This window comes from Chitinivorax sp. PXF-14, assembly GCF_040812015.1.
Classification (GTDB): Bacteria; Pseudomonadota; Gammaproteobacteria; order Burkholderiales; family SCOH01; genus JBFNXJ01.
This window is the reverse complement of record NZ_JBFNXJ010000002.1, coordinates 340351-355693: the sequence shown is the minus strand read 5'-3', so window position 1 is coordinate 355693 and position 15343 is coordinate 340351. Positions and strand designations below refer to the sequence as shown.

At 63.2% G+C, this 15343-nt stretch carries 16 protein-coding genes; 6 read left to right on the top strand and 10 right to left on the bottom strand.

Features of this window, described 5'->3' with window-relative positions; translation table 11 throughout:
- Window positions 1-2: 2 nt before the first annotated feature.
- Together ABWL39_RS04430 and ABWL39_RS04425 are read right to left on the bottom strand one after the other, a co-directional pair.
- On the bottom strand, window positions 3-269 hold the full coding sequence (locus ABWL39_RS04430; protein ID WP_367787476.1) for a PhaM family polyhydroxyalkanoate granule multifunctional regulatory protein: 267 nt from the start codon (window positions 267-269) through the stop codon (window positions 3-5).
- 74 nt (window positions 270-343) lie between these two features.
- Window positions 344-2623 carry an NADP-dependent malic enzyme gene (locus ABWL39_RS04425; protein WP_367787475.1) on the bottom strand — a complete coding sequence of 760 codons (2280 nt, stop codon included), beginning with the start codon at window positions 2621-2623 and terminating at the stop codon, window positions 344-346.
- A 184-nt stretch (window positions 2624-2807) separates the two neighbouring features.
- Between ABWL39_RS04425 and nudB the strand changes: the two genes are divergently transcribed.
- From nudB to ABWL39_RS04395, 6 genes are all read left to right on the top strand, one after another.
- The gene (gene nudB / locus ABWL39_RS04420; RefSeq protein ID WP_367787614.1) at window positions 2808-3263 is read left to right on the top strand and encodes a dihydroneopterin triphosphate diphosphatase; all 456 of its coding nucleotides are present in this window, start codon (window positions 2808-2810) and stop codon (window positions 3261-3263) included.
- Window positions 3264-3319: 56 nt separating this feature from the next.
- Complete coding sequence (locus tag ABWL39_RS04415) at window positions 3320-4060, top strand: endonuclease/exonuclease/phosphatase family protein (RefSeq protein WP_367787473.1); 741 nt, start codon at window positions 3320-3322, stop codon at window positions 4058-4060.
- Window positions 4061-4069: 9 nt separating this feature from the next.
- On the top strand, window positions 4070-5245 hold the full coding sequence (clsB, locus tag ABWL39_RS04410) for a cardiolipin synthase ClsB (protein WP_367787471.1): 1176 nt from the start codon (window positions 4070-4072) through the stop codon (window positions 5243-5245).
- A gap of 315 nt (window positions 5246-5560) precedes the next feature.
- Complete coding sequence (locus tag ABWL39_RS04405; protein WP_367787469.1) at window positions 5561-7630, top strand: ATP-binding protein; 2070 nt, start codon at window positions 5561-5563, stop codon at window positions 7628-7630.
- Between the two features lie 216 nt (window positions 7631-7846).
- Window positions 7847-9220: a DEAD/DEAH box helicase gene (locus ABWL39_RS04400; RefSeq protein WP_367787468.1), complete on the top strand. Its 1374-nt coding sequence runs from the start codon at window positions 7847-7849 to the stop codon at window positions 9218-9220.
- Entirely contained in the window at window positions 9213-9644 is a 432-nt protein-coding gene (locus ABWL39_RS04395) for a YiiD C-terminal domain-containing protein (RefSeq protein WP_367787466.1), read from the top strand. The genes ABWL39_RS04400 and ABWL39_RS04395 overlap by 8 nt, the downstream gene beginning before the upstream one ends.
- Here ABWL39_RS04395 and ABWL39_RS04390 read toward each other — a convergent pair.
- From ABWL39_RS04390 to hscB, 8 genes are all read right to left on the bottom strand, one after another.
- Entirely contained in the window at window positions 9641-10192 is a 552-nt protein-coding gene (locus ABWL39_RS04390; protein ID WP_367787464.1) for a hydrolase, read from the bottom strand. The two genes, ABWL39_RS04395 and ABWL39_RS04390, sit on opposite strands and share 4 nt — an antisense overlap.
- Window positions 10193-10239: 47 nt before the next feature.
- Window positions 10240-11379 carry an HD-GYP domain-containing protein gene (locus tag ABWL39_RS04385; RefSeq protein WP_367787462.1) on the bottom strand — a complete coding sequence of 380 codons (1140 nt, stop codon included), beginning with the start codon at window positions 11377-11379 and terminating at the stop codon, window positions 10240-10242.
- Between the two features lie 133 nt (window positions 11380-11512).
- Window positions 11513-11707, bottom strand: coding sequence for a Fe-S cluster assembly protein IscX (gene iscX / locus ABWL39_RS04380; protein ID WP_367787460.1), 195 nt, complete (start codon window positions 11705-11707; stop codon window positions 11513-11515).
- Between the two features lie 30 nt (window positions 11708-11737).
- A complete protein-coding gene (locus tag ABWL39_RS04375) occupies window positions 11738-12211 on the bottom strand; it encodes a YbaK/EbsC family protein (protein ID WP_367787458.1) in 474 nt (157 codons plus the stop codon).
- Between the two features lie 7 nt (window positions 12212-12218).
- Window positions 12219-12557: an ISC system 2Fe-2S type ferredoxin gene (fdx, locus tag ABWL39_RS04370; RefSeq protein WP_367787455.1), complete on the bottom strand. Its 339-nt coding sequence runs from the start codon at window positions 12555-12557 to the stop codon at window positions 12219-12221.
- A 24-nt stretch (window positions 12558-12581) separates the two neighbouring features.
- A complete protein-coding gene (hscA, locus tag ABWL39_RS04365; RefSeq protein ID WP_367787454.1) occupies window positions 12582-14444 on the bottom strand; it encodes a Fe-S protein assembly chaperone HscA in 1863 nt (620 codons plus the stop codon).
- Between the two features lie 16 nt (window positions 14445-14460).
- Window positions 14461-14715: a hypothetical protein gene (locus ABWL39_RS04360; RefSeq protein WP_367787452.1), complete on the bottom strand. Its 255-nt coding sequence runs from the start codon at window positions 14713-14715 to the stop codon at window positions 14461-14463.
- Window positions 14716-14723: 8 nt separating this feature from the next.
- Window positions 14724-15254, bottom strand: a complete 531-nt coding sequence (gene hscB / locus ABWL39_RS04355) for a Fe-S protein assembly co-chaperone HscB (RefSeq protein ID WP_367787450.1) — start codon at window positions 15252-15254, stop codon at window positions 14724-14726.
- Window positions 15255-15343: the final 89 nt, after the last annotated feature.

Sequence of the window (15343 nt, the reverse complement as noted above, 5' to 3'; positions counted from 1 at the left end):
CCTCAAGGCTGCGCGGGCGGCGGCTTGGGCTTGTCGGCCGGTTTCATCGCCGCGAAGGCGGCTTTCTGCATTTCGAGCGTCTTGATCGTCATTTGCAGCATGTTGACGTTGGCGACGAGCCAGTTCTCGACCACGCGCAGTTCCTGGATCTTGCGTTCCACCTCTTCTTCACTGACTGGCGGAAACATGGCCTGCATTGGTGCTTCGAGCGGCTTCCATAGATTGCGAAAGAAGTTGAAGGCATCGTTGGGGTTGAATTGTTCTGACATCTCGCGGCTCCCTCCATGGATAAAAAGAAGGGTGGCCTGTGGCCACCCTTCTGTCAACCCGACTTAGACCAGGGTCAAGCTGGCACCGTCGCATCCACCACGGCGAGCGCGGTCATGTTGACCACGCGGCGCGGGCTCGCGGTCGGGGTCAGGATGTGGATCGGTTTGGCTGCGCCGAGCAGGATCGGGCCGATGGTCACGCCGTCGGCAGCCGATACCTTGAGCAGGTTGAAGCTGATGTTGGCAGCATCGAGCGTCGGCATGATCAGCAGGTTGGCATCTTCCTTGAAGCGTGCGTTCGGGAACACCACGCTGCGGACGGCACCCGAGAGTGCCGCGTCGCCATGCATTTCGCCTTCGACTTCAAGCTCGGGCGCCACGCGGTTGAGGATGGCCAGCGTCTCGCGCATCTTGCTGGCGGACGGCGTGTTGACCGAGCCGAAGCTCGAGTGCGACAGCAAGGCGATCTTCGGCGCGATGCCAAAGCGGCGTACCGCTTCGGCCGCCATCTGCGTGATCTCGGCAAGCTGCGCTGCCGTCGGGTCCGGGTTCACGTAGGTATCGGCGATGAAGATGTTGCCGTGCGGCAGGATCAGCGCATTCATCGCGGCGTAGGTTTTCACGCCTTCCTTCAGGCCGATGACCTGATCGATGAATTCGAGGTGGCTCTGATACTGGCCATAGGTGCCGCAGATCATCGCGTCGGCTTCACCACGCTTGAGCATCAGCGCGCCGATCAGCGTCGTCTTGCGACGCACCTCGCGGCGGGCGTACTGGATGCTGACACCCTTGCGCTGCATGATCTCGAAATAGAGCTGCGAGTAATCGCCATAGCGCGGGTCATTCTCGTTGTTGACCAGCTCGAAATCGACGCCAGGCTTGATGCGCAGGCCAGAACGCTGGATGCGCTGCTCGATCACGTGCGGGCGGCCGATCAGGATGGGGTAGGCCAGGCCCTGGTCCACCACTTCCTGCACCGCGTGCAGCACGCGCTGGTCTTCGCCTTCGGCATACACCACGCGTTTCTTGGCGGCCTTGGCGGTGCTGAATACCGGCTTCATGAACAGGTTGGACTTGTAGACGAACTGGGTCAGCTCTTCCACATAGGCCGGCATGTCCTGGATTGGGCGCGTCGCCACGCCGGAATCCATCGCTGCCTGCGCCACGGCCGGCGCGATCTTGAGGATCAGGCGTGGGTCGAACGGCTTGGGAATGATGTAATCCGGGCCGAAGCTCAGGTTCTGGCCGACATACGCATCGGCCACCACGTCGCTCTGTTCGGCCATTGCCAGGTCGGCAATCGCGCGTACGCAGGCGAGCTTCATCTCTTCATTGATCGTCGTGGCACCGACATCGAGTGCGCCGCGGAAGATGAAGGGGAAGCACAGCACGTTGTTGACCTGGTTCGGGAAGTCCGAGCGCCCGGTGCAGATGATCGCGTCGGGGCGGGCTTCGCGTGCCAGCGGCGGCAGGATTTCCGGTTCCGGGTTGGCCAGCGCCAGGATCAGCGGGTGAGCGGCCATGGTCTTGACCATTTCCTGCGTCACGAGCTTGGGGCCGGACAGGCCGAGGAAGATGTCGGCATCGACCAGCGCATCCTTCAGCACGCGGGCCGGGGTCTCCTTGGCGTAGCGGCGCTTCGATGCATCGAGCTTTTCCCAGTCCTCGCGGGCGGTATGCACCACGCCCTTCGAGTCGCACATCACGATATTCTCGATCGTCACGCCGAGCGCTACCAGCAGGTCGAGGCAGGCAACGGCAGCGGCGCCAGCGCCGGAGGTGACGACCTTGACTTTGGCGATGTCCTTGCCGACGATGCGCAGGCCGTTCAGTACGGCGGCGGCCGTGATGATGGCGGTGCCGTGCTGGTCATCGTGGAAGACGGGGATCTTCATCTTCTCGCGCAGCTTCTTCTCGACGTAGAAGCATTCGGGCGCCTTGATGTCTTCAAGGTTGATGCCGCCGAAGGTCGGTTCGAGCGAGGCGATGATGTCGACGAGCTTGTCGGGATCGTTTTCATCGACTTCGATATCGAATACGTCGATACCGGCGAATTTCTTGAACAGGACGCCCTTGCCCTCCATCACCGGCTTACCGGCCAGCGGGCCGATGTTGCCCAGGCCCAGTACGGCCGTGCCGTTGGAAATCACGGCGACGAGGTTGCCGCGGGCGGTGTAGGCAAAGGCATTGGTCGGGTCTTCGACGATCGCGTCACACGCAGCCGCTACGCCCGGCGAGTAGGCGAGGGCGAGATCCCGTTGGCTGGCCAGCGGCTTGGTCGGCGCAACCTGAATCTTGCCCGGTTTGGGCAGCCGGTGATATTCGAGCGCACTGCGGCGCAATTCGTCATCCATTTAAAGCTCCTGCTTAGCGTATTGTTGCGGGGTGGGCGCTATTATAGCCGTCTGGCCCGCGATTGGAGTTGGTACTTCAACTAATACCGTGATTTTTCCGTACCGGACGGCACCGTTGCGGCGGCAAACGGCGCATTCGGTTTGCTACAATTCCCTTACAACCTTTCGTTTTCCTGTCATACATATGCCGTATAAACAGCCTGTCTCCGCCCTTGTGGTGATACATACCGCCGACCTGCAGGTGTTGCTGATCGAGCGCGCCGATTACCCCGGGTCGTGGCAATCAGTGACGGGCAGCTGGGAGCCCGGTGAAACCATGCTGCAAACAGCCGCGCGCGAGGCGGAGGAGGAGACGGGCTTCGTCGCGGCGGATTTCGTGCTGAGCGACTGGCAGCTGCAAAACCAGTTCGAAATATTCGAGAAATGGCGGCATCGCTACCCACCGGGCACGACGCACAACACAGAGCACGTATTCGGCTTGCTGCTGCCCATACCGCTGGCCCCCAGGCTCGCGCCGAGGGAGCATCTGAGCTATGTCTGGCTGCCCTGGCAGCAGGCGGCCGACAAGGTTTTTTCGTGGACCAACGCCGCCGCCATCCGACAGTTGCCGCAGCGGGTCGGGGCGATGGCTGCAACATGAGATAAGGGCTTCCGCCGAGTGGCGGGATGCCATGGGAGGTAAGGAATTTGGCCGTATTGCGGATTGCCACCTACAACATCCACAAGGGGATGTCGCAGTTCAACCGGCGCATGACGGTGCACGAGCTGTCGGGCCAGCTCAAGCAGTTGCATTCCGACATCATCTTCCTGCAGGAAGTGCAGGGCGAAAACGCGCTGCGGGCCAAGCGTTACGAGACCTGGCCGCGCGTGCCGCAACACGAGTTCCTCGCCGGCTCGCTGTCGCACAGGGTGGCCTACGGCCAGAATGCCAGCTACGACGGCGGCCACCATGGAAATGCCATCCTCAGCCGTTTTCCCATCCTCAACTGGGAAAATCAGGATGTCTCGGTCAACACCCTCGAAAAGCGCGGCCTGCTTCACTGCGAGATCGAAATCCCGTGCTGGCCGCAGACCGTGCACTGCATCTGCGTCCATCTCAATCTGCTGGGACATGACCGTACCAAGCAGTTGCGCGTGCTGCGCCAGCGCATCGAATCCATGGTGCCCGATGGCGCGCCGCTGATCATCGCCGGGGACTTCAACGACTGGCGCCAGCAGGCCGCCAAGGTGCTGACTCACGACCTGCAGCTCAGGGAAGCCTTCGAGACGCTGCACGGCATGCCGGCGCGCAGCTTTCCTAGCCGGCTGCCGGTGCTCACGCTGGACCGCATCTATTTTCGCGGCTTCAAGATCGAGCATGCGCAGGTGCACGCAGGCCAGCCATGGTCGCGCATTTCGGACCACGCGCCGCTGTCGGCGACGATGCGGCGGGTTTGATCGCGACTGATGGAGCATTTCTACCACGGCAACCGTGTCCAGCTGCTGCTCAATGGCGACGGCTATTTCCCCGCGTTGATCGGCGCCATCGAGCAGGCGGTCCATTCGATCTACCTCGAAACCTATATCTTCGAACTGGACGATAGCGGCACGCAGGTTGCCGATGTACTCGAGCAGGCCGCCCTGCGCGGCGTGCAGACCCATGTGCTGATCGACGGCTTCGGCGCGCGCAGCTTCCCCGCCGATCGGCTGCGGCGCATGATCGAATCGGGCATGCGCGTGCTGTTCTTCCGGCCCGAGCTGTCCCTATTCTCGCTGAAACGGCAACGGCTGCGCCGCCTGCACCGCAAGATCGCCGTGATCGACGGCCGGCAGGCCTTTGTCGGCGGCATCAACATCGTCGACGACCGCAACACGCCACATCAGGTGGCGCCACGCTACGACTACGCGGTGCGCGTGGAGGGGCCGCTGCTCGGGGCGATTCACCATGCCGTGCGACAGATGTGGTGGCACGCCTGCTGGGCGCAATTCAAGCAGCACTGGCTGCCGGTGCCGGCCTTGCCGCCGGACGTGTCCGACCATGGCGACATGGAAGCTGCTTTCGTGGTGCGCGACAACCTGCGCCACCGCAAGGCGATCGAGACGGCCTATCTGCGCGCCATCGGCCATGCGCGTCGCGAAATCTTCATCGCCAACGCCTATTTCCTGCCGGGACGGACATTCCGCCGCGCCTTGCTCGACGCCTCCCACCGCGGCGTCCGTGTCGTGGTGCTGCTGCAGGGGCGTGTCGAGTATCTGCTGATGCATTTCGCTACTCGCACCTTGTACCGGCGCCTGCTGGCCGGTGGCGTGGAAATCTGGGAATACCGCAAGAGTTTCATGCACGCCAAGGTGGCCGTGGTCGACGGCGTGTGGGCGACGGTCGGCTCCAGTAATATCGATCCGTTCAGCCTGCTGCTGGCACGCGAGGCCAATGTGCTGGTACGCGATTCGCGCTTCGCCGGCGAGCTGCGCGCCGACCTGCTCAAATCGATGCAGGAGGCCTCGGTCAGGATCGAGTTCGACCACATCCGCCGGCACGGCCCCTTGCGTCGCTTCCTGCCATGGCTGGCCTACGGCATGGTGCGCCTGATGATGGGCATTACCGGCTACGGGCGGCGTGAATACGCCGAGTCGGAGGAGTGAGCTGCGGCCCAGCTCCTGCTGGGCGTGGCCCGCTGTCTACCAGTGATTTCCAGATGTACTATCGGAAAGCGCCGCCAAATATGCCAATATTATGGGTTTTGGCATTCACCACTATCGAGATTAGGTATGGGTTGCCGCCTTTCTCCTGTCCGCAGGGGAAAGCAAGGCACAAGGATGGCGATCAGCGCTTGTGATCCGCTGTTGCCAAGTCCTGGCTGTTGCCAGCCAATGCGCGTATGCGCCCCGGCCCCCGTTGGTGTTGGCTGGCTGCTGCCCTGGTCTCGATAGCGTTAGGATCAACTTTCCGGGGATTTCATGTTCCGCTTGCCCAAGGCCGACACTATTTCCGCGCGTGCAATGCGTCAGATGGCGCTGCGCATCGCCATCGTCACCGTCGTCATCACCGCCATCAGCTACGTTTACACCTACCTGAGCTACCAGCGCGAGGCGCTGGCCTATCTCGAGAAATATGTCGCGGCGCGCAGCGAGCTGGAGAGCCAGCCCTTCGTGCTGGCGCAGACCAATACCCGCATGGTGCGGGACGAGTTCGTCCGCCGCTTGGCGATGGAGCCGGCTGAGGATGTGGCGAAACGCTTCCATGGCCTGATGCGGCAGGATGCGGACGGCATGTGGCGCGTCAAGGTCGAGCTCGATGATTTCGAGCACAAGGCCACCATTGCCCTCCTGCCCAGGGTCGAGCTCACGCGCGAGTTCATGCACCGCACGCTGGTGGCCTATGACTTGGCCACCGAGTACGGCAAGGCATTCCGCAACCAGTTCTACGATACCTTCATCGATCTCAACGTGTCGGACGGCAGCATCATGTTCCTGCCCGACACCAACTATGCGCGCGGCGGCTCGGTCGATGCATTTGCTGAGGACCTGGAAACCGAGGTGGGCGCCACGCCCAAGGCCAACCCCGAGCGCAAGACGTTCTGGACCGGCGTGTACTTCGATGCGCCGGCCAAGCAATGGATGGTGTCGGTGGTCACGCCCATCGATTTCCAGGGGCAATATGTGGGCGGCTCCGGGCAGGATGTGCTGATCGATCAGTTGATCGAGCGCACCAACCGCATCAACATCCCCGGCACCTACAACATGATCGTCAGCCGCAATGGCAAGCTGATCGCGCATCCCGACAAGATGCGGGACATCGAAAAGCAGAATGGCGACTACAACATCGCCGCGAGCAAGGATAACCAGCTCGTCGATTTTTACCGTGCGGCCATCGGTGCCTCGGTGCGCAATCCCTTCGTGGAAAGCGCGAACGGCGACTACTGGTTGTCGGTGGCGCCGATCAAGGGGGCGGACTGGCTGTTTGTCACGGTCTACCCCAAGTCGCTGATCCAGCAGAAGGCCATGGCCTCGGCCAGCATCGTCGTCGTGTTCGGCCTGCTGGCCCTGCTGATGGAGGTGATCATCGTTGGCTGGGTGCTCAAGGAGCAGGTGAGCGGCCCGCTGCAGGGCTTGCTGGTGGCGATACGGGCATTGGCTCGTGGCGACGCCGGGGTGAAGACCCAGGTCGAGCGCAATGACGAGGTCGGGCAGCTCGCCAAGGCATTCGACGAGATGGCCGATGCGGTTGCGCTGCACCGCAGCAAGCTCGAAGACCAGGTCAGGGAGCGCACGCGCGCGCTCGAAGACGCCAACCAGGAGCTGGTGCAGAAGAATCATCAGCTCGAATACCTGAACCGCGAAAAGAACGAGTTCATGGGGGTGGCCGCGCATGACCTGCAAAGCCCGATCCATGCGATCAAGGGGCTGGCCAACGCGGTGGTCGAGAATGTCGAACGCTATCCGCAGGACAAGATGGTGGCGAAGCTGCAGGGCATACAGAGCATTGCGGGCAAGATGTCGCACCTGATCACCAACCTGCTCGACATTAACGCGATCGAATCCGACAACTATCATCTGAAGCTGGAGGCCGTGTCGGTCGCCGAGTTGGTGACCGATGCAGTGGAGAGCTATCGGGATGCCGCCGCGGAGAAGTCGATCAAGCTGCTGACGGCGACGGACAACGACACTGTGGCGCTGGTCGACCAGATGGCGGTCACCCAGGTGCTCGACAACCTGATCTCGAACGCGGTCAAGTATTCGCCGCCGCAAACCACCGTGTGGATCCGCACGCGCCGCGATGTGCGCTGGATTACCATCGAGGTGCAGGACCAGGGGCCGGGCATTGCGCCCCACGAGATGCCGCGTTTGTTCCAGAAGTTCTCCCGCCTGTCTGCGCGGCCGACAGGGGACGAGCATTCGGTCGGCCTGGGGCTGTCCATCGTCAAGCGGCTGACCGAGATGATGCATGGCGAAGTGTCGTGTGAATCGAAGCTCGGGCATGGTGCCAGCTTCGTGGTCAGGCTGCCGGTGGCGGAAAGCCGCCACTGAGGCCCTGTCGTGGCGGTGTTGCCCAGCGGCGTGTGGCTCCGGCTGCATCTGGCCGCCCGCCGGCTGTGCAAGGGAAGAGAAACAGAACCCATTGATTTAGCTATTTCTTATATAATTCCGCTTTTAGTCGCCGGCTGCCTCATATCGGGCCGGCTCTTTGTCTTTATTTGTGTTGATTGAAAGGCCGCCCCTGGGGCTGCCCGAATGGGAGTGTCGATGTCGTTTGCCGAGTTGGGCCTGTCTGAAGAAATCCTGCGTGCGGTGACGGACGAGGGCTATACCGAGCCAACCCCGATCCAGAAGGAAGCCATCCCCGTGGTGCTGTCGGGGCGCGATATTCTCGCGGCTGCTCAGACCGGCACGGGCAAGACCGCCGGCTTCACCCTGCCCATCCTGCGCCGCCTGCAGGCCGGTGCCAACACCAGCCCATCGCCCGCCCGCCACCCGTTGCGGGCGCTGATTCTCACGCCGACGCGCGAGCTGGCCGACCAAGTCGCCGATTCCGTGCGCACCTATGGCAAGCATCTGCCGCTGCGCTCGACGGTGGCCTTCGGCGGCGTCAGCATCGATACCCAGATCCCGGCGCTGCGTGCTGGCGTGGAAATCCTGGTTGCCACACCGGGCCGCCTGCTCGACCACGTGCAACAAAAGACGGTCAATCTCTCTAAGGTCGAGATTCTCGTGCTCGACGAGGCCGACCGCATGCTCGACATGGGCTTCATGCCCGACATCCGCCGCATCATCGGCATGCTGCCGCCCGAGCGTCAGACGCTGATGTTCTCGGCCACCTTCTCGCCCGAGATCAAGAAGCTCGCTGACCAGTTCCAGCGCAACCCGCAGGTGGTCGAGGTGGCCCGCCGCAATTCGACCAACGAGCAGGTGACGCAGGTGGTGCATCAGGTCGATGGCTTCCGCAAGCGCTCGACCCTGGCCCAGCTGATCCGCCACCACGACATGCAGCAGGTCATCGTGTTCTGCAACACGCGGCAGGGTGCCGAGCGCCTGTCGCGCGACCTGGTGCGCGACGGCTTTGCCGCCGACGCGATCCACGGCGACAAGACGCAACAGCAGCGGCTCGACACGCTGGCGCAGTTCAAGGAAAGCAAGGTCAAGGTGCTGGTGGCGACCGACGTTGCGGCGCGTGGTCTCGATATCGATGCCTTGCCCTATGTGGTGAACTACGAGCTGCCACACACGCCGGAGGACTATGTACACCGCATCGGCCGCACCGGACGTGCGGGCGCGACTGGTACTGCGCTGTCGCTGGTGTCGGGCGATGAAGCCAAATACCTGGCGGCAATTGAAAAGCTGGTGAAGAAGAATATCGACGTGGTGCCCGTGCCGCGTCGGGAGTCATCGTATTCGCCCCGCAATGGCTCTGATCGCGAGCCATCCTATTCGTCCCGCGGTGGCTCTGACCGTGGACCATCCTATTCGTCCCGCAGCAGTTCTGATCGTGGGCCGGCGATGGCCGGGGCCTCGGTGATGGGGGCATCGCAACCGGCACCCACTCGGCCGTTGCCGCCGTTGCCGCGCCGACCGGAGCAGGTCGCCGCCTTGTTCCTGCCCCCGCGCTACCAGCGTGGCTGACAGCGCATTACAGGCCGAGCTCTACCGGGCCATTCCCCTGCTTGCCGCGATGCAGGTCAAGGTGGTGCAGGCCAGTGAGCAAGGTGTGACACTGGCGGCGCCGCTCGAGGCCAATCGCAACGACAAGGGAACGGCCTTCGCGGGCAGCATCGGCTCATTGGCCACGGTCACCGGCTGGTGCCTGGCCAGCCAGCTCCTGCCCGAGGCCGCGAGCATCGTCGCGCAGGAAACCGCCATCCGTTATCTGAAGCCGATCGACGACAAGTTTGTGGCGGTGTGCCAGACGCCCGACACCGATGCGGTGGCGCGTTTTCGCCAGCATTTCTCCCGCCGAGGCCTGGCTCGTATCGAGCTCACCGTGCAGGTGCTGTCTGGCGGTGAGCTAGGCGCCGAGCTCTCCGGCCGTTACGTCGCCTCGCGTTAAGCCTGGCGCTGCAGAAAGCGCTTGCTGATCGTCTTGAACAGTGGCGAGCCAGCCTGCCGCAACCATTCGAACAACACCATTTCCCGGCTGACCACGGTGGCGCCCGCAGCACGCATACGCTCGATGGCGAGCTCGATGTCGCGCGGGTTGCGCGACGTAATGACGTCGGCCACCACAAATACCTGGCGCCCTTGCTCCAGCAGGCCCAATACCGTCTGCAGCACGCACACGTGTGCCTCCATGCCGGTCACCACGATCTGATCGCGCTCGGCGAGCAACTCCGGCGGCAGGCAAGCTGCTGCCGTGCACGAGAAATGGACCTTGTCCACGACACGCGCGGCCGGGGCTAGTTCGCGCAGGGCCGGCAAGGTATGGCCCAGTCCTTGCGGATACTGTTCGGAGAAAACGACAGGGACGGCCAGCGTCTGCGCCAGCGCGATCAGCCATGAGCAATCGCCGACAAAGCGCTCATGCTGAAACACCGCTGGCACCAGCTTCTCCTGGACATCGACAACCAGTAGCCAGGAACGGCTCACATCGATCAACATGCGTGCTCCTTTCAGCCTAGGCTGGGCAATCGAGGGTAATTGCGGGCTCAGCCGCCAGCCGCTTCCTTGCCCCAGATCGGGTACATGCGGAAGGGCATCCGGTATTTTCGCGTATCGACGCCTTCCTTGATGGCGTGCAGTTCGTCGCTGGTCTTGCGGCGAATCGGAAACTCGAGGTCGGCACCAAACGGGCCGATCACCGCGTGTACCCAGGGCGTGGCGCCTTGCTGCGCGCGCTTGGTCACGACGCCTATCTCGCCATTCATCAGGCGCACCATGGTGCCCGGTGGATAGACGCCGAGCACCTTGATGAAATGGGCCGCCACCTCGGGTGAGACGAGACGCCCGCGTTCCAGCAGCAGATCGCGCAATGCCACGCTGGGCAAGGCCAGCGGCCTGTCTCCGCGTGGCGTGATGCGTGCGCAGTAGCGATCGGCGACATTGAGTATCTTGGCGCCGAGCGAGATGTGTTCGCCAGTCAGGCCGGCCGGGTAACCGCTGCCATCCTCGCTCTCGTGATGTTGCAATACCAGCTCGAGCCAGTCACTGTCGCTGATGCCGAGCTGCCTGAGCTTGTCGACGCTCTTTTGCGGATGGGCGCGGATCGCCTGTTTGACGGCAGGCGCCAGCTCGCCGGTGATCGTGTTGAGCTTATCCTGAACCTCGAGCATGCCGAGGTTCATGGTGAGTGCCGCCGAGAGCAGGGTGTCGAGATCGCGTTCGGCCAGTTTCATGCTGGCACCGACCAGGCAGCACAGCAGGGCCGTGTCGACCTGGTGGCGCGTGGCATAGGCGCCGCGCTGGCGCAGCTGGATGAAGGCCAGCGCGATGTCGGCGTTGATCTCGCAGGCCTTGCGCAGGCGCACAATGATGGAGGCCACGCTGGCGGCGATATCGATGTCGCCCTGCTTGAGTGCCGCTGCGGCCTGGTCCTCGATCTCGCGGGCTTCCAGCAAGGGGATCACGGCCGAGGTGGCTGCACCTTCGGAGGCCGCTTTTTCCGTCGCGGCAAGCTCGTCGCGTTTGACGTACAGGCCCGAGTCGACGAGCCGCTCGATCTGCGTCTCGTTTTCGAGCACATACCCCTTGCGCAGCAACAGGTGGCCTTGTGCATCGTGGACATCCCACTGCAGCGGTTCGCCCACCGCGAGATGGGCTTCGGCAATACGCTGATGATCGACTGGCACGACGACTGCTCCCCGGAATCGCCTGATCCAAACACCGTGCCAACCGGCCGGCCATCAAGGGCGATTCTTTAAATATATTTTCTAAGGTCAGTATAGTGGTGCAGTGGGATTCGGGCCAGTCAGCGGGCTGAGCTTATTCGGCTTCGTCGATCCAGGCCATCTGGATGGCTTCGAGAATCTTTTCGCCGCTGTGCGTGGGGTCGTCGTTGAAATCGGGCAGGGCCACCACCCAGTTGTAGAGGTCGGTAAAACGGATGGACTTGGGGTCGATCTCGGGGTGGGCTTCGGACAATTCGATCGCGATCAGGCGTGAGTCGGTCCATTTCATCTGGGCTGCTCCTCGTGGGGGTGGTTGAGATCAGTCCTGGCGGACGTCGGCTGGGGTGCCGCCACTGACGTTGATCAGGCTGTGCGGATCGATGCGGAACACGCTATTGGGCGTGCCGGCGGCGGCCCACATCTCGGTATATTGCAGGATGTCCGCGTCGACCACGACACGCAGGGTATTCACATGGCCGACCGGCGCGACGCCACCGATCGCGAAGCCGGTCTGCTCGCGGACAAAATCCGCGTCGGCCTTGCCGATCTTCTCGCCCAGCAGCCGCTCCAGCTTCTTTTCGCAGACGCGGTTGCTGCCGCTGGCGACCACCAGCACGGGCTGGCCGGTCTGTCGGCCCTTGAATACCAGCGATTTGGCGATCTGCGCGACGGCGCAGCCGATGGCTTCGGCTGCCTGCTGCGAGGTGCGGGTCTCGCTGCCGAATTCGACGATGTCGGCCACGATGCCGGCGGCACTCAGCGCGTCGCGCACGCGGTCCTGGCTGCTGGCCATGGTGCCCTCAGTGATCTTCTTTGGCGTGGTTGATGGTGTAGCGCGGTATCTCGACGACCAGCGGCTGCTCGGTCACCACCGCCTGGCACGACAGCCGCGACTGGGCTTCCAGCCCCCAGGCCTTATCAAGCAGGTCTTCCTCGTCGTCTTCGGCCGGGCTCAGGGAATTGAAGCCTTCGCGCACGATGACGTGGCAGGTGGTACAGGCGCAGGATTTTTCGCAGGCGTGCTCGATCTCGATATCGTGGGCGAGCAGCGCATCGCAGATCGTGATGCCGGGCTCGGCCTCGATGACCGCCCCTTCAGGGCAGAGGTCGTGATGGGGGAGAACGGTGATTTGAGTCATCTGTTGTCTTACCTGATTCGGGTGTTACTCGAGTGCGCTCAATTTCTTGCCAGCGAGCGCCTTGTGGATGCGGGCATCCATGCGGCGTGCCGCGAATGGCTCGGTTTCGCGATTGAGCGCGTCAGTCAGCTGGCGTACCGTGGCTGCGTCGCCGCCGTTCAGTGCGGCGGTGAGTGTATCGAGCACGCCGCGAATTGCCTGGATTTCGTCTGTCGATAGCAGGCCTGCATCGCTCGTCAGTGCGGCCTCGGTGGCGTCGACCAGTGCCTGCGCCTCGACCTGCGCCTCGCGCAGATTGCGTGCCGTCAGGTCTTCGCCGGCGTACTGCATCGAATCTTGCAGCATGCGTGCAACGTCGTCATCGCTGAGGCCGTAGGATGGCTTGACCGTGATGCTGGCCTCGACGCCGGTACTTTGCTCCTGCGCCGACACCGAGAGCAGGCCGTCGGCATCGACCTGGAAGGTCACGCGGATGCGGGCCGCGCCGGCAACCATCGGCGGGATGCCGCGCAGCTCGAAGCGTGCCAGCGAGCGGCAATCGCTGACGAGTTCACGCTCGCCCTGCAGCACATGGATCGCCATCGCGGTCTGGCCATCCTTGAAGGTGGTAAATTCCTGGGCGCGTGCGATCGGGATGGTCGAATTGCGCGGTACGATCTTTTCGACCAGACCGCCCATGGTTTCGAGCCCCAGCGACAGCGGGATCACATCGAGCAGCAGCCAGTCGTCGTCGGTCTTGTTGCCGGCCAGCACATTGGCCTGCACCGCTGCACCCAGCGCCACGACCTTGTCAGGATCGAGGTTGGTGAGCGGCTGGCGGCCGAAGAACTCGGCCGCGGCACGGCGGATCTGCGGCATGCGCGTGGCGCCGCCCACCATCACCACGCCCTGGATGTCGTCCACCGTCAGCTTGGCGTCGCGCAATGCCTTGCGGATCGGCACCAGCGTCTTGTTGACGAGGGTCTTGCTGATGTCAGTGAAGATTTCGCTGGTCAGCGTCAAGTTGATGACTCGGCCGTCGGACAGGACGGCCGTGATGTCGGCAACGCCGTGATCGGTCAGCGCTTCCTTGGCGGCTCGTGCGCGGCTCAGCAGCAGGCGGGTGTCGCGCGGCGAGGGCAGGGTGACGCCGGTCTGTTCGAGAATCCAGCAGTACACGCGGTGGTCGAAATCGTCGCCGCCCAGCGCCGAATCGCCACTGGTGGCGAGCACTTCGAAGACGCCACGGGTCAGCTTCAGGATGGAGACATCGAAGGTGCCGCCGCCCAGGTCGTAGACGACATAGATGCCTTCCGCACCGTTGTCGAGGCCGTAGGCCACGGCGGCGGCAGTGGGTTCGTTCAGCAGGCGCAGCACGTTCAGGCCGGCCAGCGTGGCGGCATCCTTGGTGGCCTGGCGCTGCGCATCATCGAAATACGCGGGGACCGTGATGACGGCACCGGCCAGCTCGCCGCCGAGAGAGATTTCCGCACGCTCCTTGAGCCGTTTCAGGATCTCGGCCGACACTTCGACCGGGCTCTTGACCCCGGACACGGTCTTGAGCTGCACCATGCCTGGCGCGTCGACGAAGTGGTAGGGCAGGTTCTCGTTGCCGTTGATGTCCTTGAGGCCACGGCCCATGAAGCGTTTGACCGACACGATGGTGTTGTGCGGATCTTCCGTCTGGCGCAGTTGCGCGGGGTACCCGACATCGACGGCGCCGTCGCGGCGATAGTGCACGACCGAGGGCAGCAGTGGGCGCCCCTGTTCATCGTTGAGCACGGCAGCCGAGCCCGAGCGCACCGTCGCGACGAGCGAGTTGGTGGTGCCGAGGTCGATACCGATGGCCAGCCTGTGCTGGTGCGGGGCGGTGGAGAGCCCGGGTTCGGAGATTTGTAGTAGCGCCATGTTGGGTCCGGCTGTGTTATTCGATCAACAGGCCCGCCTGGGCCAGTTTGCGCTTGACCTGCTCAAAGCCGTCGCTGTATTCCCAATACAGCTGGCGGCCTTGCGGGCCGTTGACGAGCACATATTTCTCGGTGACCGACTGGATGCGATCGATGGCGACGAGCTTGGGTGTCGGAGTCTGGCCTGTCACCGGTTCGACGATTTCGCGGTTGTCGGCGTCGTAGCCGTGGAAGATCAGCATATTGCCGACGTTCAGGGTGATGAATTTCATCGCGTCGTTCACAGCAGTATTTCCAGTGCGTCGCCGATTTCCTCGTCGAGCTTTTCCAGAAATTTCAATTTTCTCACGCCGAGCGCGGCGCCGGCAAAGTCGCCATCCTGGTCGAGCTGCTTGCCCAGCGTGGCCTGCAGCGTGTGCGTCTCGTCCCGCAGGCGGCCGGACAATTGCTCCAGCGCGTCGACATCCTTGCCATGGCGCGCATCGGCAATGGCTTCGCGCCACTCCATCTGTGCCATCAGGAAGTCGGCCGGCATGGCAGTATTGGTTTCTTCCTGCGTATCGACGCCATTCAGCAGCAGCAGATAGCGGGCACGCGCCAGTGGCTTCTTCAGCGTCTGGTAGGCGGCGTTGGCCTGGGTGGCCCATTGCAGCGACAGGCGCTTTTCCGCGTCGCCCAGATGGGCAAAGCGATCGGGGTGGACCTCCGACTGGATGCGTCGATAGGCGCGCTCGAGCTGATCGACATCGAGCGCATAGCTTTGCGGCAGGTCGAACAGCTGGAAATGGGTCTTGCTGAAGTCGATGCTCATGGAATGATCCGCTGCGCTGGCACAAAAAAGCCGCAAGCAGGAGCCTGCGGCCATCTCGCTAGCATGGGGTGGCCGGATTGCGGCACGCG

What these genes read in the sequence shown, in the direction of transcription:
- clsB (WP_367787471.1), top strand. Translation starts at nt 4,070, where the DNA reads ATGGAGCATTTCTACCACGGCAACCGTGTCCAGCTGCTGCTCAATGGC.
- ABWL39_RS04405 (WP_367787469.1), top strand. Translation starts at nt 5,561, where the DNA reads ATGTTCCGCTTGCCCAAGGCCGACACTATTTCCGCGCGTGCAATGCGT.
- nudB (WP_367787614.1), top strand. Translation starts at nt 2,808, where the DNA reads ATGCCGTATAAACAGCCTGTCTCCGCCCTTGTGGTGATACATACCGCC.
- ABWL39_RS04400 (WP_367787468.1), top strand. Translation starts at nt 7,847, where the DNA reads ATGTCGTTTGCCGAGTTGGGCCTGTCTGAAGAAATCCTGCGTGCGGTG.
- ABWL39_RS04375 (WP_367787458.1), bottom strand. Translation starts at nt 12,211, where the DNA reads ATGGCCAGCAGCCAGGACCGCGTGCGCGACGCGCTGAGTGCCGCCGGC.
- hscA (WP_367787454.1), bottom strand. Translation starts at nt 14,444, where the DNA reads ATGGCGCTACTACAAATCTCCGAACCCGGGCTCTCCACCGCCCCGCAC.
- ABWL39_RS04390 (WP_367787464.1), bottom strand. Translation starts at nt 10,192, where the DNA reads ATGTTGATCGATGTGAGCCGTTCCTGGCTACTGGTTGTCGATGTCCAG.
- ABWL39_RS04425 (WP_367787475.1), bottom strand. Translation starts at nt 2,623, where the DNA reads ATGGATGACGAATTGCGCCGCAGTGCGCTCGAATATCACCGGCTGCCC.
- ABWL39_RS04360 (WP_367787452.1), bottom strand. Translation starts at nt 14,715, where the DNA reads ATGAAATTCATCACCCTGAACGTCGGCAATATGCTGATCTTCCACGGC.
- fdx (WP_367787455.1), bottom strand. Translation starts at nt 12,557, where the DNA reads ATGACTCAAATCACCGTTCTCCCCCATCACGACCTCTGCCCTGAAGGG.
- hscB (WP_367787450.1), bottom strand. Translation starts at nt 15,254, where the DNA reads ATGAGCATCGACTTCAGCAAGACCCATTTCCAGCTGTTCGACCTGCCG.
- iscX (WP_367787460.1), bottom strand. Translation starts at nt 11,707, where the DNA reads ATGAAATGGACCGACTCACGCCTGATCGCGATCGAATTGTCCGAAGCC.
- ABWL39_RS04430 (WP_367787476.1), bottom strand. Translation starts at nt 269, where the DNA reads ATGTCAGAACAATTCAACCCCAACGATGCCTTCAACTTCTTTCGCAAT.